The 21895-nt window shown below is 64.2% G+C and carries 22 protein-coding genes and 2 tRNA genes; 13 read left to right on the forward strand and 11 right to left on the reverse strand.

Going from position 1 to position 21895, the window contains the following annotated elements; all coding sequences use genetic code 11:
• Nucleotides 1–89: 89 nt before the first annotated feature.
• Complete coding sequence (locus J2X65_RS24225) at nucleotides 90–1082, reverse strand: helix-turn-helix transcriptional regulator (protein ID WP_310207146.1); 993 nt, start codon at nucleotides 1080–1082, stop codon at nucleotides 90–92.
• 654 nt (nucleotides 1083–1736) lie between these two features.
• Nucleotides 1737–1811, reverse strand: a tRNA-Thr gene (locus J2X65_RS24230).
• A gap of 298 nt (nucleotides 1812–2109) precedes the next feature.
• On the opposite strand from J2X65_RS24230, the gene J2X65_RS24235 reads away from it, so the two are divergent.
• The 3 genes from J2X65_RS24235 (at nucleotide 2110) to J2X65_RS24245 (ending at nucleotide 4346) form a co-directional block, all read left to right on the forward strand.
• Nucleotides 2110–2304 (forward strand): hypothetical protein, encoded by a 195-nt coding sequence (locus tag J2X65_RS24235; RefSeq protein ID WP_310207148.1) that lies wholly within the window; start codon nucleotides 2110–2112, stop codon nucleotides 2302–2304.
• A gap of 150 nt (nucleotides 2305–2454) precedes the next feature.
• Nucleotides 2455–3744 (forward strand): UDP-N-acetylglucosamine 1-carboxyvinyltransferase, encoded by a 1290-nt coding sequence (gene murA, locus J2X65_RS24240; protein WP_310207150.1) that lies wholly within the window; start codon nucleotides 2455–2457, stop codon nucleotides 3742–3744.
• Nucleotides 3745–3845: 101 nt separating this feature from the next.
• Nucleotides 3846–4346, forward strand: a complete 501-nt coding sequence (locus tag J2X65_RS24245; protein ID WP_310207153.1) for a DUF2948 family protein — start codon at nucleotides 3846–3848, stop codon at nucleotides 4344–4346.
• Nucleotides 4347–4430: 84 nt separating this feature from the next.
• On the opposite strand, the gene J2X65_RS24250 is transcribed toward J2X65_RS24245, so the two are convergent.
• A complete protein-coding gene (locus J2X65_RS24250) occupies nucleotides 4431–5357 on the reverse strand; it encodes an SHOCT domain-containing protein (RefSeq protein ID WP_310207156.1) in 927 nt (308 codons plus the stop codon).
• Nucleotides 5358–5879: 522 nt separating this feature from the next.
• Here J2X65_RS24250 and hisD point away from each other — a divergent pair.
• From hisD to J2X65_RS24280, 6 genes are all read left to right on the forward strand, one after another.
• Entirely contained in the window at nucleotides 5880–7172 is a 1293-nt protein-coding gene (gene hisD / locus J2X65_RS24255) for a histidinol dehydrogenase (RefSeq protein WP_310207161.1), read from the forward strand.
• Between the two features lie 10 nt (nucleotides 7173–7182).
• On the forward strand, nucleotides 7183–7680 hold the full coding sequence (locus J2X65_RS24260) for a UPF0262 family protein (RefSeq protein WP_310207164.1): 498 nt from the start codon (nucleotides 7183–7185) through the stop codon (nucleotides 7678–7680).
• Between the two features lie 72 nt (nucleotides 7681–7752).
• Complete coding sequence (locus J2X65_RS24265; RefSeq protein WP_310207323.1) at nucleotides 7753–8157, forward strand: low molecular weight phosphatase family protein; 405 nt, start codon at nucleotides 7753–7755, stop codon at nucleotides 8155–8157.
• Between the two features lie 94 nt (nucleotides 8158–8251).
• Nucleotides 8252–8875, forward strand: a complete 624-nt coding sequence (locus J2X65_RS24270) for a Maf-like protein (protein WP_310207166.1) — start codon at nucleotides 8252–8254, stop codon at nucleotides 8873–8875.
• Nucleotides 8872–9087, forward strand: coding sequence for a DNA gyrase inhibitor YacG (gene yacG, locus J2X65_RS24275; RefSeq protein WP_310207169.1), 216 nt, complete (start codon nucleotides 8872–8874; stop codon nucleotides 9085–9087). Before J2X65_RS24270 ends, yacG begins: the two co-directional genes overlap by 4 nt.
• Before the next feature lie 353 nt (nucleotides 9088–9440).
• A tRNA-Phe gene (locus J2X65_RS24280) sits at nucleotides 9441–9516 on the forward strand.
• Between the two features lie 232 nt (nucleotides 9517–9748).
• Here the strand turns inward: J2X65_RS24280 and J2X65_RS24285 are convergent.
• The 5 genes from J2X65_RS24285 to J2X65_RS24305 all read right to left on the reverse strand — a co-directional run bounded on the left by J2X65_RS24285 (nucleotide 9749) and on the right by J2X65_RS24305 (nucleotide 17160).
• Entirely contained in the window at nucleotides 9749–9973 is a 225-nt protein-coding gene (locus J2X65_RS24285) for a hypothetical protein (RefSeq protein WP_310207173.1), read from the reverse strand.
• 169 nt (nucleotides 9974–10142) lie between these two features.
• Nucleotides 10143–12572, reverse strand: a complete 2430-nt coding sequence (locus J2X65_RS24290) for an AAA family ATPase (protein WP_310207175.1) — start codon at nucleotides 12570–12572, stop codon at nucleotides 10143–10145.
• Nucleotides 12569–13141, reverse strand: coding sequence for a hypothetical protein (locus tag J2X65_RS24295; protein WP_310207178.1), 573 nt, complete (start codon nucleotides 13139–13141; stop codon nucleotides 12569–12571). The genes J2X65_RS24290 and J2X65_RS24295 overlap by 4 nt, the downstream gene beginning before the upstream one ends.
• Nucleotides 13138–14850 carry an SIR2 family protein gene (locus tag J2X65_RS24300; RefSeq protein ID WP_310207181.1) on the reverse strand — a complete coding sequence of 571 codons (1713 nt, stop codon included), beginning with the start codon at nucleotides 14848–14850 and terminating at the stop codon, nucleotides 13138–13140. Before J2X65_RS24300 ends, J2X65_RS24295 begins: the two co-directional genes overlap by 4 nt.
• 663 nt (nucleotides 14851–15513) lie before the next feature.
• On the reverse strand, nucleotides 15514–17160 hold the full coding sequence (locus J2X65_RS24305; protein WP_310207184.1) for an AAA family ATPase: 1647 nt from the start codon (nucleotides 17158–17160) through the stop codon (nucleotides 15514–15516).
• Nucleotides 17161–17571: 411 nt separating this feature from the next.
• Here J2X65_RS24305 and J2X65_RS24310 point away from each other — a divergent pair, with 411 nt between their 5' ends.
• Nucleotides 17572–18036, forward strand: a complete 465-nt coding sequence (locus tag J2X65_RS24310) for a hypothetical protein (protein WP_310207187.1) — start codon at nucleotides 17572–17574, stop codon at nucleotides 18034–18036.
• On the forward strand, nucleotides 18023–18697 hold the full coding sequence (locus J2X65_RS24315; RefSeq protein WP_310207190.1) for a hypothetical protein: 675 nt from the start codon (nucleotides 18023–18025) through the stop codon (nucleotides 18695–18697). The genes J2X65_RS24310 and J2X65_RS24315 overlap by 14 nt, the downstream gene beginning before the upstream one ends.
• Before the next feature lie 351 nt (nucleotides 18698–19048).
• Here the strand turns inward: J2X65_RS24315 and J2X65_RS24320 are convergent, their stop codons facing one another.
• Nucleotides 19049–19276 carry a helix-turn-helix transcriptional regulator gene (locus J2X65_RS24320; protein ID WP_310207193.1) on the reverse strand — a complete coding sequence of 76 codons (228 nt, stop codon included), beginning with the start codon at nucleotides 19274–19276 and terminating at the stop codon, nucleotides 19049–19051.
• Between the two features lie 80 nt (nucleotides 19277–19356).
• Here J2X65_RS24320 and J2X65_RS24325 point away from each other — a divergent pair, with 80 nt between their 5' ends.
• Together J2X65_RS24325 and J2X65_RS24330 are read left to right on the forward strand one after the other, a co-directional pair.
• Nucleotides 19357–19734 (forward strand): hypothetical protein, encoded by a 378-nt coding sequence (locus tag J2X65_RS24325; RefSeq protein WP_310207197.1) that lies wholly within the window; start codon nucleotides 19357–19359, stop codon nucleotides 19732–19734.
• A gap of 37 nt (nucleotides 19735–19771) precedes the next feature.
• A complete protein-coding gene (locus J2X65_RS24330) occupies nucleotides 19772–19942 on the forward strand; it encodes a hypothetical protein (RefSeq protein WP_310207200.1) in 171 nt (56 codons plus the stop codon).
• Between the two features lie 73 nt (nucleotides 19943–20015).
• Here the strand turns inward: J2X65_RS24330 and J2X65_RS24335 are convergent, their stop codons facing one another.
• Together J2X65_RS24335 and J2X65_RS24340 are read right to left on the reverse strand one after the other, a co-directional pair.
• A complete protein-coding gene (locus tag J2X65_RS24335) occupies nucleotides 20016–20693 on the reverse strand; it encodes a plasmid pRiA4b ORF-3 family protein (RefSeq protein WP_310207203.1) in 678 nt (225 codons plus the stop codon).
• Between the two features lie 295 nt (nucleotides 20694–20988).
• On the reverse strand, nucleotides 20989–21855 hold the full coding sequence (locus tag J2X65_RS24340; RefSeq protein ID WP_310207206.1) for a hypothetical protein: 867 nt from the start codon (nucleotides 21853–21855) through the stop codon (nucleotides 20989–20991).
• Nucleotides 21856–21895: the final 40 nt, after the last annotated feature.

Here is a 21895-nt window from a genome sequence, read left to right on the forward strand (position 1 = left end):
AACGCCACGCCGACCTCTATCGCGCTTTCCTCACAATCGCCGCCGCCATCATCGCTTTCAGGGCCCGCACGAGGTTTTGTTAGGCGCTCTTAGTCCGTGGATGGCCGCGCCTGGTGCGGCGCGTAGCCGAACAGCGCGCGGAACTCGGCGGCAAAGCGGCCGAGATTGCTGAAATGCAGAGCCACCGCCGCTTCCGTCACGTTGCGGTAATGGCCGGTGCGCAGCCGGGCCTCGGCCGCCTCGAGGCGCAGCTTCTTCGCCATGCCCATCGGCGTGGTGCCGAGATGCTTGCGGAAGACCAGCTGCAACTGGCGCGGGCTGCAGCCGGCGCCGATGGCGATGGCCTCCAGGGTCAGCGGCCGCTCCAGATTGGCGTGGATGTAGTCCAGCGCCCGATTGACATGCTGCGGCTGCCCGCCCTGGCTGGCCCGCCGCAGCTGGTCGCTCAGCGAATGCGGCACATGCAGCAGCAGCAGGCTGGTCATCACATCCTGATATTGCCGCATCAGCAGGTCGCGCACCCGCGGCGGGGTGGTCTTCGGCAGGGCGCCGATATCCTCGATAACCCGCTGCGCCAGATGCCGCAGGCCATGGCCGGGGTGCCGTTCCGAGAGGAGCTGCGCCTCGAAGCTCGGGCCATCGGCCGGCAGGTGGAAATGGCGAGCGAGCACGTCGATGATCAGCTCGGTCGGAAAGCTGAGGAACAGCGTCGACGAGCCAAAGCCGCGCCAGATCTGGCTGCCCGGCCGGTAGGGCGTGACCAGCATCTCGTTCTCGGCCATCACCAGCCGTCGGCTGCCGGGTGGCTCCAGCATCAGTCCCTTGGCCAGGGTAAAGCCGACCACCGCCAGCGCCTCCGGCGCCGCCCCCGGCTGGTGGTCGGTGCGCGACCAGCCATTGTAATGACGCTCGGTCTCGATCAGGCGGATCGCGCCGACCTGCCGGGCCAGCAATGTCATGCTCACCGGCTCGCCGTCGGCCGGCTCGATATGCCGCGTTTCCCATGGGAACAACGTGTCGAGGGCGTCGCTCACGGGATCAAGGCCGGAAATATGCTGCGGGTCGGGGTCAGCTACGGTCATGCCCGCCCTCCGGCGCGTCGGCCCGCCGCCCGGGCGCTCTCCCGCGCAGGCACGACGCCTCCGCGCCGCCTGCCCTTGCGGAACCGCAGATCGCTCGCGTCAGGCATGGCGCGGGCAGCCGCAGTCGCCACTCGGCTACGATCGCGCCCCTTTCCGGAATGATCGCCGCGCCGCTGCGGCAGGAACCGACGCTGTCCACTCCTTGCGGGCAGCCGCGCCGGATAACGCACCCTACGCACCACTTCTCCTTCGGGGCGACCGTTCGGCGAGGCGGGAAAGCGAGCTTCGCGCGCCTACGCCGGTTTCGACGCCCGAAGACCACCGGCCGCATCGCCGATGGTCTGCTTTGGAGAGGTATTATCGCAAGGTCGCCCTGGGAATACAGCCTGATTCTTGCAGCTGGTCCTCACCTCGCGTTCTTGTGCTCGCCGCTTCCCGGCGACGACCGGCGGCCTCCGCGCCCGCGCCCCGCCCGCGTGCCAGGGCGACATGCACGATGATGCCGGCTCAGGCGCTGCGGGCTTCCACGCAGGAAGTACCGTTGCTCCGACACCGGATGTTTTCACGCCACGGTCCGTCGCCTCGCGCGGAACCAAAGCCGGTCTAACGGTGAAATGGATTTTCTAAAGATTTGAACTTTGCTTCCGGATGAACTGGTGCTGCGAGAGAGGATTGAACTCTCGACCTCTCCCTTACCAAGGGAGTGCTCTACCACTGAGCTACCGCAGCCCATCGGGGAGGTGGCTCCCCGAAAGCGGGGCGACGTTTGCCACAGCCGGCCCCCGGGCGCAAGCCCGGTATGCGGTCATTCACACCCCATATGCCGCCCCTCCCCAACTCCGCCGCCCCCAACCCGCTTCCGCCGCGCCGGCCCGAGCTTGCCGCCTCACCCCTCCTCCAGGCCCTGTCACGACACCCCGTGCCTCCAGCGGGCCAAGCGTCGGCGCCCCGCCCCGATGCCGACTGGACAGCGCCGCCCCGGCGATGCGAAACACGGCGGCGATCCGTTGCCGTGGGAATGATGCCGATGCGCCGCAAGGACGATGCCGAAGCCGAGGAGCGCGCCCGGCGCCTCGCTGCCGCGCTGCGGGAAAATCTCAAGCGCCGCAAGGCACAATCCCGCGGCCGCGATGCCGCCGGCCCGCCCGCGCCGCCCTCCGATACCCCCGCCGGCTCGGACGCGCCCTCCCCGCTATCCCCCGCCGGCGAGGCGGAGGACTGACGCCGGCCTCCGGCGAATTGTCTCGCCGCCCGCCACGCGCTATGGCTGACGATCGACGCGGGGGCCGCAGCGTGAATCGCGCGCTCCCTCATGAGAACCACGGCCGCAGCGAGCGCACCGCGCAACGCCCGGCGAGGGAGCACGACATAGATGGACCGCATCCGCATCGTCGGCGGCAACCCGCTCAACGGGTCGATCCCGATCTCCGGCGCCAAGAACGCCGCGCTGCCGCTGATGATCGCCGGCCTGCTCACCGATGAGAAGCTGGTGCTGGAGAATGTGCCGCGCCTTGCCGATGTCGCGCTGCTGCAGCGCATCCTCGGCAATCACGGCATCGACATCACGGTGAACGGCAAGCGCCGCGGCGACGATGCCTATGCCGGCCAGACGCTGGAAATCGATGCCCGCGTCATCGTCGACACCACCGCCCCCTATGATCTCGTCTCGCGCATGCGGGCGAGCTTCTGGGTCATCGGCCCGCTGCTGGCCCGCATGGGGCAGGCCAAGGTGTCGCTGCCGGGCGGCTGCGCCATCGGCACCAGGCCGGTGGATTTCCATCTCGACGCGCTGCGCGCGCTCGGCGCCGAGATCGAGATCGACGCCGGCTATGTCCTCGCCCGCGCGCCGAAAGGGCTGAAGGGCGCGCGCATCGTGTTCCCCAAAGTATCGGTCGGCGCCACCCACACCGCGATCATGGCGGCGAGCCTGGCCGATGGCGAGACCCTCCTGGAGAACGCCGCCTGCGAGCCGGAGGTCGTCGATCTCGCCGATTGCATCAACGCCATGGGCGGGCGCATCGAGGGCCAGGGGAGCCCCACCGTGCGCATCCTCGGCGTGCCGCGGCTGAAGGGGGCCCGCCACGCCGTGCTGCCCGACCGCATCGAGACCGGCACCTATGCGATGGCGGTGGCGATGACCGGCGGCGACGTGCTGCTGTCCGGCGCCCGCGCTCATCTCCTCGATTCGGCGCTCGACACGCTGCGCCAGGCCGGGGCGGAGCTCACCGTCTCCAATGAAGGCCTTCGGGTGAAGCGCAACGGCGCCGGCATTTCGCCGGTCGAGGTGTCGACGGCTCCGTTCCCCGGCTTCCCGACCGACCTGCAGGCGCAGCTGATGGCGCTCACCACCCGCGCCGCCGGCACCTCGAAGATCACCGAGACGATCTTCGAGAACCGCTTCATGCATGTGCAGGAGCTGGCCCGGCTCGGCGCCCGGATCCACCTCGACGGCGACACCGCCACCATCGAGGGCGTGGAGCGTCTCACCGGCGCCCCGGTGATGGCGACCGACCTGCGCGCCTCGGTGTCGCTGGTCATCGGCGCGCTGGCGGCCGAGGGCGAGAGCATGATCCACCGCGTCTATCATCTCGACCGCGGCTTCGAGCGGCTGGAGGAGAAGCTCTCCGCCTGCGGGGCGCAGATCGAGCGGATCGCCGGCTGAGCCCGACCTCGCGCCGGGCTGGCCGCGTGAAGCCGCTACCCACTTGAAGCCGGCGGGGGGCGGCGCCATCTGTGCGCCGTGAGCCACACGGAGAACGAGAAATGGGCAGCGGCCTCAAGCTGATTGCGCTCGACGACGAAGATCTCGCCGTCGTGTCGGTGCATCTCCAGGATGCGGTTGTGACGGTCGGCGACATGACCTTCAAGCCTGCCGACCGCCGTTTCGTCATGCTGGCGAGCCGCTTCGACTGGGAAGCCGCGGTGCAGAAGGAGCTGCTGGCGGAAGGTGCGGGCGCGGGCTCCGCCCCACTCGATCTCGGCCCCTCCGGCAAGGCGCCGTCGGGCTGCGTGCGCCGCCGCGCCGGCATCCGTTTCGAGCATGTGCTGGCGGCGCGGGTGCGCGGCATCGATCTGAAGCGCAAGCGCGACGTGCTGAACCTGCTGCTCGTCACCTTCGAGCCCACCAATTCCCCATCCGGCACCGTCACCTTCACCTTCTCCGGTGGCGGCCAGCTTCAGCTCACGGTGGATTGCCTCGAAGCCGGCGTCGAGGATCTCGGCCCCGCCTGGGACGCCAGGGGCACGCCCTGCCACGACGCCTGATGCGACAGGGCGGCCACGCCCCGCCGTCAGGTCCCGTCGCGGCGTCTCGGCACCTCATCCGGCGTCGGCGCTTCCGATATGCCTTTACAGGCGCGCCAGCAGCTCGGTCTTCTTGGCGAGGAACTCCGCTTCGGTGAGGATGTCCTTTTTCCGTAGCTCTCCCAGCCGTTCCAGCTTGTCGAAGATGTCGTCATGGCCGGCGGGCGGCACCGGCCGCGACGGGGCCGATGCCGCGGCTTCGCCCTCCGCGGGAGACGTTCGCGCCGCAGCTCCGGGCAGCGCAGAGGACGGCACGCTGACCTCCGAGGATGCCGGGGGCGCCGGGGCGGCGATGTCGGCAATCGTCGGCGTGCTGGCCGTATCTGCTGCCGCGAGGGCGGTCGCTTCGGGTGCCGCAGCAACGGCTCCGGGCTGCGGCAGGTCGGCCGGCACGGCCACGCGCTCCGCTTCGTCCGCCATCGCCGGCACCCGACGGAGCGAGGCGAGATCGACCTGCCCGAACTGGCTGGAGAAGCTCAGATTATAGCCGCCGCCCTGCTGCTGGGACACGCCGGAAATCATGTGCTGGTCGGTGTCGTAGACGGTGAGCTCGCCATGCTGGCTGATCACCAGCCGTCGATCGGAGGGGAAGAAGGCGTAGCGCATGTCGTTCTGCGCGCCGGTGGTGCTGGGGTTGCCGAGCCCCTCGGGCCACCAGCGGTAACCGCCGCTGAACCAGCCGCCGCCTCCCGTCACCGGCGGCGGCTGCCGGGCGGCGAGATCGGACAGTTCATGGCACAGCCGGTCGACCTTGGCCTTGAGCCCGTTGTTGAACATGTCGCCGATCATCAGCATGCCGCCGAACGACCACTGCCCCATGCCGCCGAGTTCGGGATGGCTGAATTGCGCCATGCGGCCGCCGCCGGCGCAAATGGCGTTGAACAGCGTGCGCGCCGCATCCGTGCTCACCCCGTTGGCCGCGGCGATCTGGCTTAGCTCCTGCTCGGTCGACGAGGCGTCGGTCATGGTCATGTTCATTCCTGATCCAGAGGAAGCGAAGCGCCGGCGGCAACGCCCGAGCCATCACGCGTTCGGCTTTATCCCACGTTTGCGACGGAGGAGCCATGCAGCCGGCACATTGCCTGCTCATGAGCAGCGGGCTGCCCATTTTCGGCGGCTGCCCATGAGCGGCGGCGGCGGCGCAGGCCGGTATAACCGCCAGCCGTTGGGACGCGACGGGGGCGGTGGCGAATCCGAGCCGGCCATATGGACCGGCCGGCTTTTCGCGCCCGGTTGCCGCGGCCATCAGGGAAAGGCCGGGACACCCCGGCAAGGCGCCCGCCACGGCGGCAATGTTGAATGCCCCGCCTGGTGTGCATCACATATCGAAGCACGAAAGCCAATCCCTGCCAGAATGCGGGGAGGCCGCGTTCGACAGCCAGATGGTCCGGCATCACAATCGTCCGGCAGGGAAAGGCACGTATTGCCATCCCGGCGGGCGATTGCGATAGGACGGGCGTTGATTGTCTGGCCCACGCTTGCAGGACCTTGCTCATGCCGCTCCACCTCGACATTCGCTCGCCCGACTTTGCGGAACGCTTCGAGGCCTTCCTCGGCACCAAGCGGGAGGTGTCGGAGGATGTGAGCCGGGCGGTCGCCGACATCATCGCCGAGGTTCGAGCCCGCGGCGACGCGGCGCTGATCGACTATTCGCGGCGCTTCGACCGTATCGACCTCGCCGAGGCCGGCATCCGCGTCACGGAAGACGAGATCGACGCCGCTCTCGCCATCGCCGATCCGAAGACGCTGGAGGCACTTTCCCTCGCCCATGAGCGCATCCGCTCGCACCACGCCCGCCAGCTGCCTTCGAGCGGCCGCTATGTCGATGCCATCGGCGTCGAGCTCGGCCATCGCTGGACACCGGTGGATGCGGTCGGGCTGTATGTGCCGGGCGGCACCGCCGCCTACCCCTCTTCTGTGCTGATGAATGCGGTGCCGGCCAAGGTTGCCGGCGTCGATCGCCTCGCCATGGTGGTGCCGGCGCCGGATGGCGTGCTCAATCCTCTGGTGCTGGCGGCCGCCCGCCTTGCCGGTGTCGATGAGGTCTACCGGGTCGGTGGCGCCCAGGCGGTGGCCGCCCTCGCCTATGGGACGCAGACCATCGCTCCGGTGGCCAAGATCGTCGGGCCGGGCAATGCCTATGTCGCCGCCGCCAAGCGGCAGGTGTTCGGCACGGTGGGCATCGACATGATCGCCGGCCCTTCGGAAGTGCTGGTGATCGCCGATGGCGAGCAGAACCCGGATTGGATCGCCGCCGACCTGCTGGCGCAGGCGGAACACGATACCGCCGCGCAGTCGATTCTGCTCACCGACAGCCCGGCGCTGGCGCACGCGGTGGAGGCTGCGGTCGAGCGTCAGCTCGCCACCCTGCCCCGGCGCGACATCGCCGCCGCCAGTTGGGCCGATTTCGGCCTCATCATACATCTCACCGCACTCACCGACGCTCCGGCGCTGGCCAACCGGGTCGCCCCCGAGCATCTCGAGATCCTGTGCGCCGATGACGAGGGCCTGGCGGCGCAGATCCGTCACGCCGGGGCGATCTTCCTCGGCGCCCATACGCCGGAAGCCATTGGCGATTATGTCGGCGGCTCCAATCACGTGCTGCCCACCGCCCGCTCCGCCCGCTTCTCCTCCGGGCTCGGCGTTCTCGATTTCATGAAGCGCACCTCCATCCTCAAATGCGGACCCGACCAGCTGCGCGCCCTCGGCCCGGCCGCCATCGCCATTGGCGAGGCGGAAGGCCTCGGCGCCCATGCCCGCTCGGTTGCCATCCGCCTAAACCTTTGAGATATCAGGCATGGTGGACAGCGAAGACCCTCATGCCGATACGCGCCGCCTGGTGGCGGTGCGGCTCGATCCGGCCTCGATCGGTCGCTCCACCCGCGACATCGAGCACGAGCGCGCCATCGCCATCTACGACCTGATCGACGAGAACAGCTTCGCGCCGCTCGGCGATCCGCACCCCGGTCCCTATGCCCTGGTGGTGTCGCTCGCCGACAACCGTCTGGTGCTGGACATTACCCGCCAGGACGGCGAGCCGGTGGTTTCGCATCACCTGTCTCTCAGCCCGCTGCGGCGGGTGGTGAAGGACTATTTCCTTGTCTGCGAAAGCTATTATGACGCCATCCGCCGCGCGAGCCCCTCGCAGATCGAGGCGATCGACATGGGTCGCCGCGGCCTCCACAACGAGGGTTCCGAGCTGCTGCGCGAGCGGTTGAAGGATAAGGTCGCCTGCGACTTCACCACCGCGCGACGGCTGTTCACCCTCGTCTGCGCCTTGCACTGGAAGGGCTGAGCGGTGGTGGAAACCGTGCAGCCTTCCTTTGGCCCAGTACGCAGCAAGGCGCGCCCGCAGGCGGTGTTGTTCATGTGCGGACAGAACAGCGTGCGCTCGCCCATGGCCGCCGCACTGACCCGCCACCTGTTCGGACGCTCCATCTATGTCGGCTCGGCCGGGGTGATCAAAGGCGAGATCGACCCGTTCGTTACCGCCGCCATTGAGGAGATCGGGCTGGACATCAGCCGTCACCGGCCGCAGACGCTCGAAGAACTTGAGGAGAATGAAGGACTTGCGTTCGATCTCGTCATCACTCTTTCTCCCGATGCACATCACCGGGCCTTGGAGTTGACCCGCAGCAACGCCCTCGACGTCGAATACTGGCCGACACCGGATCCAACCCTCACCACCGGCAATCGCGAACAATGTCTCGATGCCTACCGCACGGTACGCGACGAGTTGGAGACGCGTATCCGTGCGCGTTTCCGGCCATGAGAGGCGCTTGCGGGCGTTCACATGGACGCGGGTTTCCAGTAGCGTGCCGGCCGTTCGGACCGTCGGATTCTCCGGCGGAACAAGGAGTTCCCGCGTGAGTCCCCGCCCCGCCTTGGTTCTGGCCTCCGCCTCGCCGCGCCGTCTGGCCCTGCTCGCCCAGGCCGGCATCGAGCCCGACGCGCTGCTGCCGGCCGACATCGACGAAGCCCCCGAGCGCGCCGAGTTGCCGCGCCGGCTGGCCTTGCGCCTGGCCCGCCAGAAGCTGGACGCCGCCGATGCCAGGCGTCGCGCGACCGGCGAATATGACGGCGCCTTTCTGCTGGCGGCCGACACCGTGGTCGGCGTCGGACGGCGCATTCTGCCAAAGCCCGATCTGGGCGAGGAGGCGGAGGACTGCCTGCACCTGCTCTCCGGCCGCGCGCATCGCGTCTATACCGGCGTGGCGCTGATGACGCCGAAGGGCGGGGTGCGCACGCGGCTGGTGGAAACGCGGGTGCGCTTCAAGCGTCTGGCAGGCGAGGAGATCGACGCCTACATTGCCTCGCGTGAGTGGCTCGGCAAGGCCGGCGGCTACGCAATCCAAGGCCTCGCCGGCACCTTCGTGGTCAAGATGGTCGGCTCCTACACCAATGTCGTCGGCTTGCCGCTCGCCGAGACGGTCGCTTTGCTCGCCGGCGAGCGTTTCCCGGTCCATGAGCGTTGGGGTAATCCGAAGTGACGGACGAGCCGATCGACAAGGCTGGAGCAAAGCCCTGCCCCATCTGCGGCAAGCCGCCTGTTACCCGCTATCGGCCGTTTTGCTCCAGCCGCTGTGCCGATGTCGACCTGCACCGCTGGCTATCCGGCAGCTATTCCATACCCGGTGACGCCGCTGAGGATGAGGACGGCGAAGAAATACCGCTGGCGCCCAGGCCGCCGAAGGCGCGCTGAGTCTTGTCATCGGCGAAAGCGCACCCGACTTGAAAAGCGGTCTACTCAGCCGACGAGGCCAGCCATTAACAGCAGTCCTCGTGCCGATCTGCGCGAACGGAACCGACCTTTCATTGATGCGGCTCCTCCGCGCTTTTCGCACGGCAAAGCCGCCCCGCACCCCATCCATGGGTGTTACGCATGACGATCTGCTTCCGCGTGCGTTGCAAAAAGCCGTTTCAAAAATTGGGGTTAGCCAACGGCGAGCGCGAATTGGGGATAGCTTGATTTTTCCTTCGCCCCTTATGGACATGCCGAGAGCGAGACTCTATAAACCGCCCCGCTCCGCACGGTTTGACGCCGTTGCCGGCTACGCCCAGGTAGCTCAGTTGGTAGAGCATGCGACTGAAAATCGCAGTGTCGGCGGTTCGACTCCGTCCCTGGGCACCATTTTTTCAATAAGAGCAATAACTTAGGCGCGTCAACGGGATGCTGCGCAAGCGCACCCTGAGCCTTGGGTTGCGCCGGGGTGCTGAAAGTCGTGCGCTTGAATGAAACGGGGTGTATCGGACTGAAGGAGTCGAGCTCGCCCGGTAATCCTCAAAATTCCCTCCGTATGAATTTTGAACACGAGAAAGGGCGAGGATCTCTCCCCGCCCTGCGCTCTTCACATCTACCGCGTTCACTCAGCTAGCGCTGCTCTCGCCTGCTTCTCGGCTTCGGAGCCTTTCGGCCACTCCCAAGCACCACGCGGCTTATGGGTCTTCGCGAGCTCGGGGTATTTCTTCGGCTCTCGGGAAGCGATGCGCAGCTTCTCGCGTGCAAGACGCGGATCGAGCTTGAGCTCTTCGCAGATCGCCTTGAGACTCACCATGGCACTTGGGTCGGCAACGGCTTTGATGATCATGATCGTCCCTCCTTCTCGGACGATCAGTTCAATAAGACCCTACCATCCGGGCTGTCAGGAAAAATCCCATCGCATCTGGCGACGCGTGAGCACCATTTCCGGACCGCGGGATCGCTCCCGTTTCCGGACCTTTGGCAGGCCGTTCCCTTCGAGACTACTCCGACTGCCCCTACGCTGCGACAGCCTGGTCCGGCTCGAATACCGTCAAGGCCCAAGGCGCGGTCGTCATACCGTCCGCAGTCCGGCCGAGTTCTATGGTGATGAGGCGGTCGCCGTTGAACGCCGGGCTCAATTCGAGCGCGAGATAGTCGAACAACTGACGATCATGGACTGCGAGGAAGACCTGCCTGCCCTGATGCTTGAGAGTCCGAAGGAGCGCCGCAAACTGCACGATGTGGACGTCGTCCATGCTTTGGACCGGGTCGTCGATGATCAGCCATGGAAGCAAGGGCTTGGCCGAAAGGTTGAGCGCCAGGAAGAGAGTCAAGGCGGCGGTGTTGAGGTTGCCCGCGCTTAACATAGATCGCGGGTTCCCACCCTTTCCGCCAGAGCGGTAGAGCGTTTCTAGCACGGCCTCGACTTTACCCGACCCAGCCTCAGGCACTGCAAACGCTGGGACAAACTCCTCATCGGGCGCAAGTCGGATGAAAAGCTCACGCCAGACGCTATTCAGTTCGTCATTGAAGACCTGGCGCACCTTTTCGGTCCGCAATACCTGAGCCCTACCAGCGAGTTCGCGTACAGCGGTGATCCTGCGATCCGCCTCCTCCCGCTGCTTCGTCAAAAGACTCTGCTCCTCGGTGACCTCCCTTAATTCGGCCTCCGCGTCGGCGACATTTTGACCGGCGTCTGACAGCACCTCGAACGTCGTCTCGATTGCCCCTAATTTCTCAAGCCGCTCCTCAGCAGCCGCAATTTCACGCTGGACGAATTCGGTCAGATCGGACAGGACGACTTGGAGCGGAGTGTCGTCAGGCGACCTAGGGCGGCCGAGTTCGTCTGCGTGGCGCGTAAGCTCAGCGCGCAATCCGCTCAGGCCTGACCGCCGAGAGTTGAGCGTCGATAAGGTGCCGGCAGCACTCTGGGCCTGACGCTGGAGCGAACTTCCATCCCCTGCCGTTGCCTGCAGCGTGCCCAGACTCGTCCGCCACTCCACGAATTGAGCTAGATCGATCTTGTTCGCATCCCGTTGGTCAACCGTCAGCTGCCGGGATGCGAGTTCGCCTCGGCGCCGCTCAGCTTGGGCGACGGCACCTGAAGTTGTCGAGCGATCGCGGACAAGCCCCTGGACCCTGCTGGCGGCGGCAACAAGCCGCTGAATTTCCTCAGACACGTGTGAGCCCAACGGGGTATCGGATATTTCTCGATAGTCCCGACCACACACAGGGCAGTTCTCGTCGTCGATATAATTCGAGATCGCCGTCAGCGCCTGGGCGAGCTCCTGATTAGCGCCTTTGTCCTGTTCAAGTTCGACGTCAATGTTCTTCACCCGGGCGTTACCCTGTCTGATGGCCTCGTCGACCTCGCCCAACTCCTTCACCGTGGCGGCGTCGGACAACTCGACGGTTTGCAGCCGCTCCACTTCTCGATTGACCGCCTTTGCTGCACGATCATGGGTAGCGGCTGGATTACTCGCAGCATCCGGCAGATCTGGAAACCGTGTCCGGATAGCCGCGAAGAGATCGTGCAGCATTTTGCCGGGACCGGCCTGCCACCTCTCCAACGCTGCTCGCGCCGTACTGGCCGCCGCCTCCGCCTGTTCGACTTGCCCCCCGATGTCGGCGGATAGGGCGGACGCAAGCTGGCTTGCAGCGGCGCTAAGATCGCGGCGCCGGCGAGCCAGTTCCTGAAGGCGCGATTCGAGGCCATCCCTCTCACCACCTAACTCGTCCGCGAAAGCGTCGGCGGTAAGAGGCGTCTCCGGAGGGACGAACCCTTCAAGCAAGATTCGTAGCTCGCGCTCCACCTCAACAACCGCGGCGCGCGCATCCATCGCCGCCATCTGCGCAGCGGTCACCCTAGTGTTCAGCGTCCCTGCCCCAGAACGCGCCGCGGTATAAAGCGGCGCGGGCGCCCGCAGTCGGCGAACATCGCCGCTGGCGTGCAAGCCGTCGATAAGGGAGTCTAGAGGTTCGAGCCCAAGAAGTTCTTTCACGAAGCGCGTCAGTGGCGAGTCCGACCGGCGGCTGTCCTGGTGTTCGTAGATCTCCAGTAGGCGCCCAAGTGCGGCCTGCGGCAGATAGCACCGCTCGGTGAAGAAGCGAGACAGACCGTCCGTCAGCAAGCCGGTTCCCGTAATTCCCGTCTCGTTCCCGATCAACTCGGCTCGCGGATCCTTGAGGCCTTCGCCCTCAAGGACTACACGGCACTTTCCACCGCTGCTCTTCTTATGCGGTAGGTACTTCAAATAGTCGGGATCGAAACGGCCGAGCGACGCCACGGCCCCGGTCAAACCAAGCTCGATCGCGGATAGGAGGCTGGTCTTTCCTGTTCCGTTCGGTCCGTGAATGAGAACGGCGGGCGCGTCGAGCGAAATACGCTGCGGCCCGCGGATGCTGCGGAAGTCTTCGACGAGGATGGACGACAGGCGGATACTCATGGCGCATCATCCATGTCAGGCTCGTCGGTCTGAGCGAACGGCTCCTCCACCAGCTCGGCAAAACGAGCACCGACAGCCGGCGCACCGGCTCTCGCAAGGTCGATCAGTTCATGGGTGAGAGGGTCGGCGCCGGCCCGGAGCTGTTCGAGGCTATCGAGCCCTCGCGCCTCAACGGGTTCTGGAAGACTGAGCGGCAAGAGGACAGCGAGCCAGTTCCCCAAGCTCGCCTCGTCCGCGGACTCGCCAACCGGCAACACGCGGGCATATCGAGACAGTGCAGTGATCGATTTCGACTCGGGCCTCGGGCCCACGACGATGAGCGTGAGCGGCCGACGCGATCGAACCACGTCCAACGCGCGACCCACGCCTTCCACGGTTCGTTGGAGATCACGTGCGGACTGGACGGTGGTGTCTCCCACGACGACCAGATCAGGCGATGGGGGCACGCCGACGAATGCGGCCGGAACGTCAAAGGCCAGACCGGCGATCTGCAAAGGCAGTGGCATGCGCCGAAACTTGGCAGTCTCCAGCGCCTTGGCGACACGCTCAACAGGGGTCGTCGTGGTCAAAGCGCCGCCTCCGTCTTGAAGCGCTGCAGGAGATCATCGAGACTCATGGCGCCGTCCTTGATCGACGATACGCTCAATTCCCGCAGTTGTAGTCGCCCCGTTCGACCAGGGGCGCTTGTGGGATGGCGAGCCCCTTTGACAGGAGTCGCGAAGCTATGCACGACCACCGCGTCATCATCATCGCTGACGTGACCTTCAGCGAACATCTGGGCGGCGGCGTGCGCACTCGCCGCGAAAAAGACCTGCGACGACCTCGCTCCTCGGGCCACCGACAAGGCGCCGGTTTTCACGTTTGCCGCATCGCCGACGCCGCAGCTCCAATGTCCTTGAACCTCGCCGCGCCCCACCAGCGCCAACCCGAGCGCGAGCTCGACCAGCCCCTCTGAATCAAGGTTTGGCGCTGCCAGTGTTCGGGCGATCCCGACGTCCGTTAGAGGCGCGTAGACGCCCTCGTCCGGTCCCGCAATGCGACCGCGGCGGAACAACCGCATAGCCCTTCCAAACATGGTCAGTGCAGCGGTCATAAATGCCTCGTGCTGGTTCACGATCGCGCCTCCAGCGACTAGGTCACGCAACTTGGCGAGCCCCAGACGGAGTTCGTCGCGATCCGCTGCAGGCAAGCCAGCGGCCGCAGTGTCGATCATCGATGCGAGCTTGGCACACACAATGTGGAGCCAAAGCGCCGGCAAGAGCGCGTTCGCATAAGCCCGGACCAACGAGGCGGCGTGAATCGCCGGTGACTGGGTTGGATAGTCGTTACGGTAGAAGTTATGGAGGAGATTGCGTTGACGTGCACGAACTTGGTCCTCCGACACGATCACTGCCGGGGGATGGGTTGGAAAGGTCGCAGGAAGCTGCGTGTTCGCATCGACGAACACGCTTTGGATGTTGGTGTCCTGGGCGGACAAGCCAAGCATGAGCGTGGCCTTGGAGATGGCCAGGTCGACAAGCTTGGCGGCGATAACCCTGTTTTCGGGTTTCGCGGCCCAACCGTCGATCTGCGACTGGCGGGCGACAATTTTCGGCCGATAGGCGGTTTCGTTCTGGCCAGCCAGGAGCGCGCAGCCGTGAAACTTGTAGAGCCTCGCGCGACGAAGATTGTTTTGCACGTCAGTTGGTAGAACACGAACCTGCAAGACTGCGGAATTGGCTCCGTCGAGAATCTGCATCGCCTTCTCGATCAGATCGTCCCAGTTGGCGCTTGCACAGTCCGAAGCCACCCCCTCCATAATGAGGGCCGCAAGACCGAGATGTTCAGGTCCCGGGGTTGTTGCCGGATCGGCGTACCGAGCCACCACACTAACGCCGTTCCACACCAGATAGTCAGGCAACTCGGTCGCGGGAAATTGTTCCAGCATGACGCTGTAACGGTCGACCAACTGCTGTTTGATCTGCTCGATCAGAGGCCAGTTGGTGACCGAAATACCATAGTCGAGCGTTCCACGCTGGGCGTCGTCGAGCGTCACGAGAGCCAGGATCTCGTTAAGGCTGGCGCGAAAGGCGCAGGCCCCGTTCGTTGGATCCACGCGGGAGCGGACGTGTTCGAGGACGGCTTCGACAACGCCCTCCAGGCCGGGAAGCTTGCCCATCGACACGCCCGCACCAAGCCATACGGCGTAGCGATCATCGGCAACCCCGTCTGCAAACTCGTGCAGAGGCCCGTCGAGCAAGCCGAGGGTATCCAAAACTGTAATGTCCCAAGCAGCCACGGCTGAACAGACTCACGCTCTTTGATTGCTGCGACACATTCGGATGTATCTCCCCCCTCGGCCAAGGCCGAAGGTGCTACACTGGGTTGCAATGCTCAAGCTGGCGCGAACCTGGCGGCCACGGTCCTTCTCCAACCTCGACCGCTCCAAGGCGAGATGACTAATCGCAGTGCTCAACTCTCTGGCCGCGTGCAGATATTAGGACCACGCCGCTTGCCAAGGATTGCATTGTATCGTCGACTTGCCGGATGCGTCGCCTGTACCGTCCCACTGGTCGATAAAGGCGGCATCTCGACCACCGTCGTTCGATAAAAGAAAGGTGTGGACTGGTCGATTGAGGATCTCCGCGGCGATCGCTGCGGCAAGGTCCAGGAACGCCTTCCAACCCAATCTGCTATGTCGCAGCTCAATTCGCTGATAGCTTTCCCAATCGTGGCTATCTCCTCCCTTAGGGGCGGTCTAGACCGTCAAGCTGCGTTGGTAACTGCGATACTCCAACTTTCATTCCTGTGCGCCATAAGCGGAAATTCACCGCGGCTATCAAGAATGACCGGTTTGGGGCCGATTGCGGACCGGCGGCTTCCGGGAAATCGATCCGGGATAGCGGTCATTCACTTTCCAACTAAGGATCTGTTTTAAGTCTAGGTCGAGCTGGCGGCACGCTTACGCGTTGATCACAGTCGATAGAGGAGCAAGCTTCAGAAGCAGCTTGTTGCGCAACGTCTCGTCCGAAGATATTCGAGCGACAGCCGCCGTCTCAAAGTCGGCGCGGCCTTGGAACTTCAGCGCCTTCGCTATGGCGCCGAGGATGCCCGAATGCCGGACCGGGTAGCGGGCTATGATGCCGTGAAGGTCCTGTGCGGCTAGCATTGCTTCGAAACGCGCGAGCTCTGCCGGATAGGCGGATTGTCCACTGATCTGGATGGTCGGCGAAGTTGCCGCGATGAGTTCTTCCCGCTTCGGCATCTGGGCCAGAAGCGCGTCGCGCACTTGCCGCTCAGCGAGCCGCCCTGCCAGATGCTCTGCCGTCCCTGGCTTTTCCGCAGCGGCGATTCCCTCAGCAAGAACATCGGCAAGAAAGCACGCCATCAATTCGGTCTGCTTCTCTTCATCCGCCTCATGCGTCGCCGCCTGTCTCGTGGCGACAGCAGCCAGGACCTCGGCGTCATAGTAGAGCGACTCCACCGAGAAGAACGGGAGCGGATAGATACTCTCTGCTTGAAAATTGATGATAGACTGGTCGGCCATGCCGTCATTGTCGATCAGGCCAAATGCTTCGGTGTGATGCAGACCGGTTGTCGATCGGACGCCGACCACCGCAAGCTGCACGTCCTTGCAGCTGCCTTTGGGCCTGATCGAGACCTTCGGAAACAGAACAGAGTACATCGGGACGTCAAGGCTGCTGGCGGCCCCTTCGGTGAAAAGAACGCGACGCCGTGAACCAAGGATGTCGGTGACGAGCCCCTCGGGAAGGTCGTCCGTCCGATCAACGATGTCGAAGTCCCAATGCTTCACCTGCCCGTCGGTGTGCCAGGTGACCGACCGCACGATGCACACGCGTGACTTGGCGATCGATGTTGGTAAATCCAGTTCATGGGTGCTGATGACAAACTCGCAGTCAGGACGCGACTTGATAAGCGTCGAGATCAGGGGCGTGATGATCAAACGATGAAGGTGCAACTCAGGCTCGTCAATCAGGAAGACCACGCCAGGCTTTGCCGATATCACCTCCGCGATCAGGATGAGCGCGATACGCTCTCCATCGGACATCCGCGCGTAGCTGAAGATATTTCCGCCCGACATCGCCTTAAGTTCGTTGTCAGCTATGAACATCTGGACAGAAATGTTGGCTTGCTGAAGGATCTGGTTAACCCTGTCGAGAGGGGACTCTTTCGCTTGCAATTTGGCAATTGCGGCCGCCGTTTCGACCGGGTCTGAATTCACCGCGATCGTGTTCGCGAAATCGTTCTTATATTGATGTTCCGCCGCCGTCAGGTCGTGGATTGCCTTCTCGTTTCGTTGATTGCCGGAATGGTTCCTCCACCGGGCTTCGGCCTGATTGTCCCATACTCCCAGATTTGTCGTGAGATCCCTTCGACTGTTGGGCGTGAGCGACAGGCTCTCACCGTCGAAAAGGGCAGTCCTGCTCCCAGGCAGGTAGATGGTATTCAGCTGGGACGTCTGTCGGAGCCGGTTCATGAGGGCGGATTTGCCCGTCCCGTTGCGACCGACGATAAAAAGGGGATGGCCGGAATCGACCGTGAGAGAAAGGGTCAATTCTGCCGGACCCGGCACGGAAAAATTGGTCACGCACACCCCCAGTATAATACCTTGTAATATAGGCGCGGGCGAGGCCTTGTGGAAGGCAGGGGGTCGCGCGTCTGTCCAATTTCCATCGTAGCCAGCCCTGAATGACCGGTGCGAGGGCGCAAAGCAGACGTCGCTGCTAGGATCGTCGAAGGGCAGGAATGGGTCAGTGACACTGTTAACCAATTGATCGCCGGGCTAGACGTCAGATCTCCATTTGCTCCGGTAGGCTCAAAGCATTGTTAGCCTCGATGCCGAGGCAACGAACGATGCTTTCGAGCTTGGTTGTGACTAAGAAGAAGCTGGCAGACGCAACGCAATCTCCCCAATGGATGCAGCCCGGTCAAAGCCAGCTGCTGCCCTTTGCTCGCCGGATTGCAAGCTAGAGCTGAAAGTGCGTCCTTCGTCGGCTCCGTGATCCTGCAACGTCTGTTCATCTTGACCTTGCTCGATCCGGTCGTCGATTGTGGGTATATGGACAACGATGATATCCAACAGTTGATTACGGAACTGCGGAGAATGCTGGTCGATAATGGCTTCGGCTGGGTCGTCGACGAGGCTGAGACAGAGCTCTATCCCACGGTGGCGCTCAGAACGCGCGCGCTCGCACTCATCGACGCGACAGAAGGTGTAACGGTAAATCTCGCGGAAATCGAACTCAGGACGCTGGATGTGCTTGAAGTCGAGGGCGTCGAGTTCAAGCCGGATGAGGAAGACCGGCCGGACGGAGGCGTGCTTGTGGATCAAGCCTCCGGAGTCGAAGCAATTCGAAGCGCGGACCGGCTCCGCGGTGCAGAGCGGCGTGCGAAGCTCAAGCAGTTGGCCGAGCAGCGCTTCGCCTTCCAGGTACTGAGGAGGCGGCTCGATGGCGACGAGTAGCTTCCTTACCGATGTGGAAGCCGCCCTCGGGATGGCAGTCACCTTGGACTACGCTAGCAAGGCCCAGCAGCATGACCTCTACGAAGCTTATGTTCTGACGCTGCTCCTCCAGGCGGCGCATAATGAAGGATGGACCGTTGAGCTACGCGACGGATTGGGTTCAACGGTGACTTCGGCCGTCTTCCGGCTCGGTCCGGGGCGGCTGCCATCTCGTGGCTACACGTTCGCCCACATGTCGAAGTCAGGCAAGCCCGATCTCGAGGCCCACCTCGGCGTGAAAGTCTCGGGAAGAACTCCCATTGGGGTTTCGCCGGCAACAGGATCTGGGCGCCTGCTTCACGAGTTTGATCTTCTCGTGCTACCGGCTACCGATGCGAACGCCTGCCGTACAGGCAACGCCGACCCCGGCCACTCAGTCGTCGTGGTGCATGCGGAGATGAAGTACTTCGGCGGCAAGCTGCCGCTCCCCGTGGGTCGCGCCTCGGTGGGCATGGTGGTGGAATGCGCTCTGACAGGAAAGTCAGTGCTGGTGACCAACCAACTTGGCTACACGGTGCAAGATTTGGTTGAGCATCACGGCGTGACGTTTCGTTACCGCGTTCTACCGGGCAACCCGAAAGCGGAGTATCACCTCGTGCAGCGTTTTCGGTCGCTCCTATAGCCGTCGGGACGGGTCAGCCGATCGGGCGTTATCCGAACTCCTAGCCGCCCGCTGTCATCATCCTCCAGACAGATGCCAGTCGTGCTGCCTCCGACGCACAGTAAGCGCCCTCCAGTCGTCTGGACAAGTCATCGCCATGCTTGAAACGAGCGGATTTCACTGCTCCAACCCGCAGCATTCTGCGTGATGGAACCTCGAAGCCGCCCGTCGGCAGACACCCCTATTCATGACATAGGAACATGGTGGGCGGATCCATAACCAGACATCTCAAAGGTCACCTAAGAGTCAACTACTGCCGCTAGGCGCACCGTATGCGGTGGGTCCGCGCCACTCCTGTTACTTGGCCCGGGGTCAAGACTGTGTCGGCGCATCCGGGCGAGCGACGAGTTCGCAGACATCGACACCCAGCGCTTGAGCAATGCGGTCGAGGACCAGCACCGAGGGATTGCGCTTTCCTCCCTCGACACCGCTGAGATAGGTCTGATGAATGCGCGCAAGGTGGGCGAGCTCCTCCTGCGACAGCCCCTTCCCTCGCCGTATCCTCTGCAAATTGCGGCCGATCCGCTGGCGCACGTCCATGCCGCCATGGACAGGTCTAGACCTCCCTCATGACCATAGATTATGAGTCATATTCAGAGTCTCACACACCCTGAATGGCCATGGATATACACACCTCAGAACCGCTACCGTGGACCGAGCGAACCGCTCTGCCGAACGTGCCCGGCGTTTATCAGATCTGGAAGGACGGTGAGGTCGTCTATATCGGCCGGACTTGGGGCCTCGAAGGTCTGCGAGGAAGGTTGGCTGGCTTTCACCGATCAGCGACCACAGGGCAGAAGGCCCACTCCGGAGGCCAGACGTATTTTGCCACGTACGGGGCGATCGACCCTGCATCCATAACCGTGCGCTACCACGTTCCGATGGTACTTCTGCGGACGGCGGAGGTGCTCAACACCTACATCCTTTACGTCGAACGTCGCTGGATTTGGGAATTCGTGCAGCGCGTCGGTACCCTCCCCGCCTGCAACAGCGAATGAAATCAACGAGTTCGAGAGCCGTTGCCTTGAGGGGAACTTGCCAGTCAGCACCCACCTCTCGCCAGACAAGGCTTACCCGCATACGGCTCGCATCTTCGACGGCATCAAGGAAGCGTTAGCAGCGGGGAATGTGGCGGCGCGGGCTGATGACACAATCGCCGCAACCGGCTCGAATTTCCTCGGCGCCAACATTTTGGTAGGGATGTAGCCGGCGGCGTCGCCGCGGCCGCCAGCGGCGATTTTTGGCCAACTGCCCCCCTCGGCAACGCGAGAATGCCCTCCTAATCGACATGAGAGCGATCCCTTAGCACCATGCCACCGGCAAAGCCCACGCCGGGAGGCTCAATTGACTCGCCCCCGGCTCTTCGCGAAGGCAGCCTTGCCCAGGGCGCGACGGCGGGCGAGCTTTGCGATACCGGCGCGGATGGCGTCTTCGTCAAGGTGGGCCGGATCGAAGGGACCGCCATGCCAGCGCATGAGCTCATATGCTGCTCGTGGTCGGGATCGGCGATGGCATCAAGGAAGAGTTCGAAGCCGGGGATGCCGCCGACATCCTCAGGCGGTGCACGGCCAGCACCCTCAAGGTAGCGGGGATAATCCATGGCGGGATCGGCCGCGGCAGTGGCCTCGACCGTGATCGTGTGCCGCCAATCGTCACCGAAGTCGTAGGTGTAGCCGAACTCGGCGATGCCGCGGTCGCTCAGGCCGCCGAGCTTCATCGCCTTGGCGAAGTTCGTCTTGTCGCGCAGGCCGTCCCATTCCGGATTGGGAATGGCGAAGCGCTGCCCATCAGCACGGAACTCGAACAGGTGATAACCCCTGAACGGCATCACCGCCTGGATGACATCGTGCACGGCTCTGAGCGTGGCGGTGAGCGGAACCTCGACACGTCGCCAGATGGAAGGCTGCCAGTCGTCGAGCTCGACCTTCAGGCGCACGATGCGATCGACATAGGTCATGTCGCGAAACTCCCACGCCAATCTCCGGACGCCCACCCTACGACTACAGCCCATAGCATCGAGCAGGCAAGCTGCGTCAGGACGCCCAGGACGCCCGGCATCGCCGCTCCGGCAGGTGACAGCCGGCACGGACACCTCGGCCCTCAGCGAGGCTCTCACGCGATCCTGGACGCCCTCGGCGAGCGATTTTCGCCGGCCTCGAGCACCCGAGACAGAAGCCACAGGAGGAGACCGCTTGCCGCGGCTTGCCTATTTCACACGAACAGGACGATCATTTATCGCAGTGTCGGTGCCGTCACGCGGTGGAGATGCCTTCGAGATCGGTATCCCCGCCTGCTCGATTCGCAGCAGCACCCGCGGGAAATACCCGTAGCGCCTCCCCTGTCTCTTCCCGCCCGTTCAGGCTGAGGAGCGCCCACTGCGCGGGCTGAATAATCCGCCGCGGCGGCAAGATGATCCACCCGTCGTCGGCGTCCCCGACAGCCACAAAGTCATCGGCTGCCACACAAAGCGCGGTGAGGGCGCAAACAAGGGCGGCTCGGTCGTCGTGGTTGACGAGGCCGGCCGGGTCCATGACCAACCGTCTCCCCGGCAGCAGGTACTCCACGAGCCCGCGCAGGCCGCCGCCGATGGCGAGATGGTGAAAGAACGTGTCGGACCTGTCACCTCGACGGGCGGCAAGTCGCACGGGGTCGTCGACCATCATCCCGAGGAACGCGCTCGGAAACGCCTCGACGACGGCTCGCGGGTCGATCGGCACGCCATGGCGCGCGGCCTCTACATCCGCATGATGAAGGACGTGGCGAACGCACTCGTTGGCATGGAGGTTTAGCAGCTTGCCCACCGGCGCGCTTGACTGGCCGGGCTTGCCGATCAGCGGCTGCAGGCGGCGCGTCAGCATGCGCTCGGCCGTCCTATAGCGGCCGATGATATCGAAGCCCCGCCGGAGCGGACCGTCGAACGCTGCGGCGACAACTCGGTGCCCGCCGGCGATCTGAGCGATGATGCCCTCGCGCTCCGGCTCCGCGGCCCGGAAGCGCGCGATTTCCCATGAGATGGTGTCGCCGGACCAGTCGAGCCGGCAGATCGCGCTCGACCTCCGCGTCGGCGAGCACCCCACATCAACGCCGATGACGGAACCGCACGGCTGCATCAATCTCATGCTCAGCTCTCTTGAAGGGCATCCCCTGCCGGGCAGTTCC

Origin of the sequence: Ancylobacter sp. 3268, assembly GCF_031456575.1 — a bacterium.
In the GTDB taxonomy this organism is placed as follows: Bacteria; Pseudomonadota; Alphaproteobacteria; order Rhizobiales; family Xanthobacteraceae; genus Ancylobacter.

Excerpts from the sequence above, each read along its gene's own strand:
- J2X65_RS24335 (WP_310207203.1), bottom strand. The coding sequence starts at position 20,693 with ATGACCTATGTCGATCGCATCGTGCGCCTGAAGGTCGAGCTCGACGAC.
- J2X65_RS24325 (WP_310207197.1), top strand. The coding sequence starts at position 19,357 with ATGGATATACACACCTCAGAACCGCTACCGTGGACCGAGCGAACCGCT.
- J2X65_RS24290 (WP_310207175.1), bottom strand. The coding sequence starts at position 12,572 with ATGAGTATCCGCCTGTCGTCCATCCTCGTCGAAGACTTCCGCAGCATC.
- J2X65_RS24225 (WP_310207146.1), bottom strand. The coding sequence starts at position 1,082 with ATGACCGTAGCTGACCCCGACCCGCAGCATATTTCCGGCCTTGATCCC.
- J2X65_RS24265 (WP_310207323.1), top strand. The coding sequence starts at position 7,753 with ATGTGCGGACAGAACAGCGTGCGCTCGCCCATGGCCGCCGCACTGACC.
- J2X65_RS24320 (WP_310207193.1), bottom strand. The coding sequence starts at position 19,276 with ATGGACGTGCGCCAGCGGATCGGCCGCAATTTGCAGAGGATACGGCGA.
- J2X65_RS24260 (WP_310207164.1), top strand. The coding sequence starts at position 7,183 with ATGGTGGACAGCGAAGACCCTCATGCCGATACGCGCCGCCTGGTGGCG.
- J2X65_RS24235 (WP_310207148.1), top strand. The coding sequence starts at position 2,110 with ATGCGCCGCAAGGACGATGCCGAAGCCGAGGAGCGCGCCCGGCGCCTC.
- J2X65_RS24250 (WP_310207156.1), bottom strand. The coding sequence starts at position 5,357 with ATGACCATGACCGACGCCTCGTCGACCGAGCAGGAGCTAAGCCAGATC.
- hisD (WP_310207161.1), top strand. The coding sequence starts at position 5,880 with ATGCCGCTCCACCTCGACATTCGCTCGCCCGACTTTGCGGAACGCTTC.
- J2X65_RS24245 (WP_310207153.1), top strand. The coding sequence starts at position 3,846 with ATGGGCAGCGGCCTCAAGCTGATTGCGCTCGACGACGAAGATCTCGCC.
- J2X65_RS24340 (WP_310207206.1), bottom strand. The coding sequence starts at position 21,855 with ATGAGATTGATGCAGCCGTGCGGTTCCGTCATCGGCGTTGATGTGGGG.
- J2X65_RS24315 (WP_310207190.1), top strand. The coding sequence starts at position 18,023 with ATGGCGACGAGTAGCTTCCTTACCGATGTGGAAGCCGCCCTCGGGATG.
- J2X65_RS24285 (WP_310207173.1), bottom strand. The coding sequence starts at position 9,973 with ATGATCATCAAAGCCGTTGCCGACCCAAGTGCCATGGTGAGTCTCAAG.
- murA (WP_310207150.1), top strand. The coding sequence starts at position 2,455 with ATGGACCGCATCCGCATCGTCGGCGGCAACCCGCTCAACGGGTCGATC.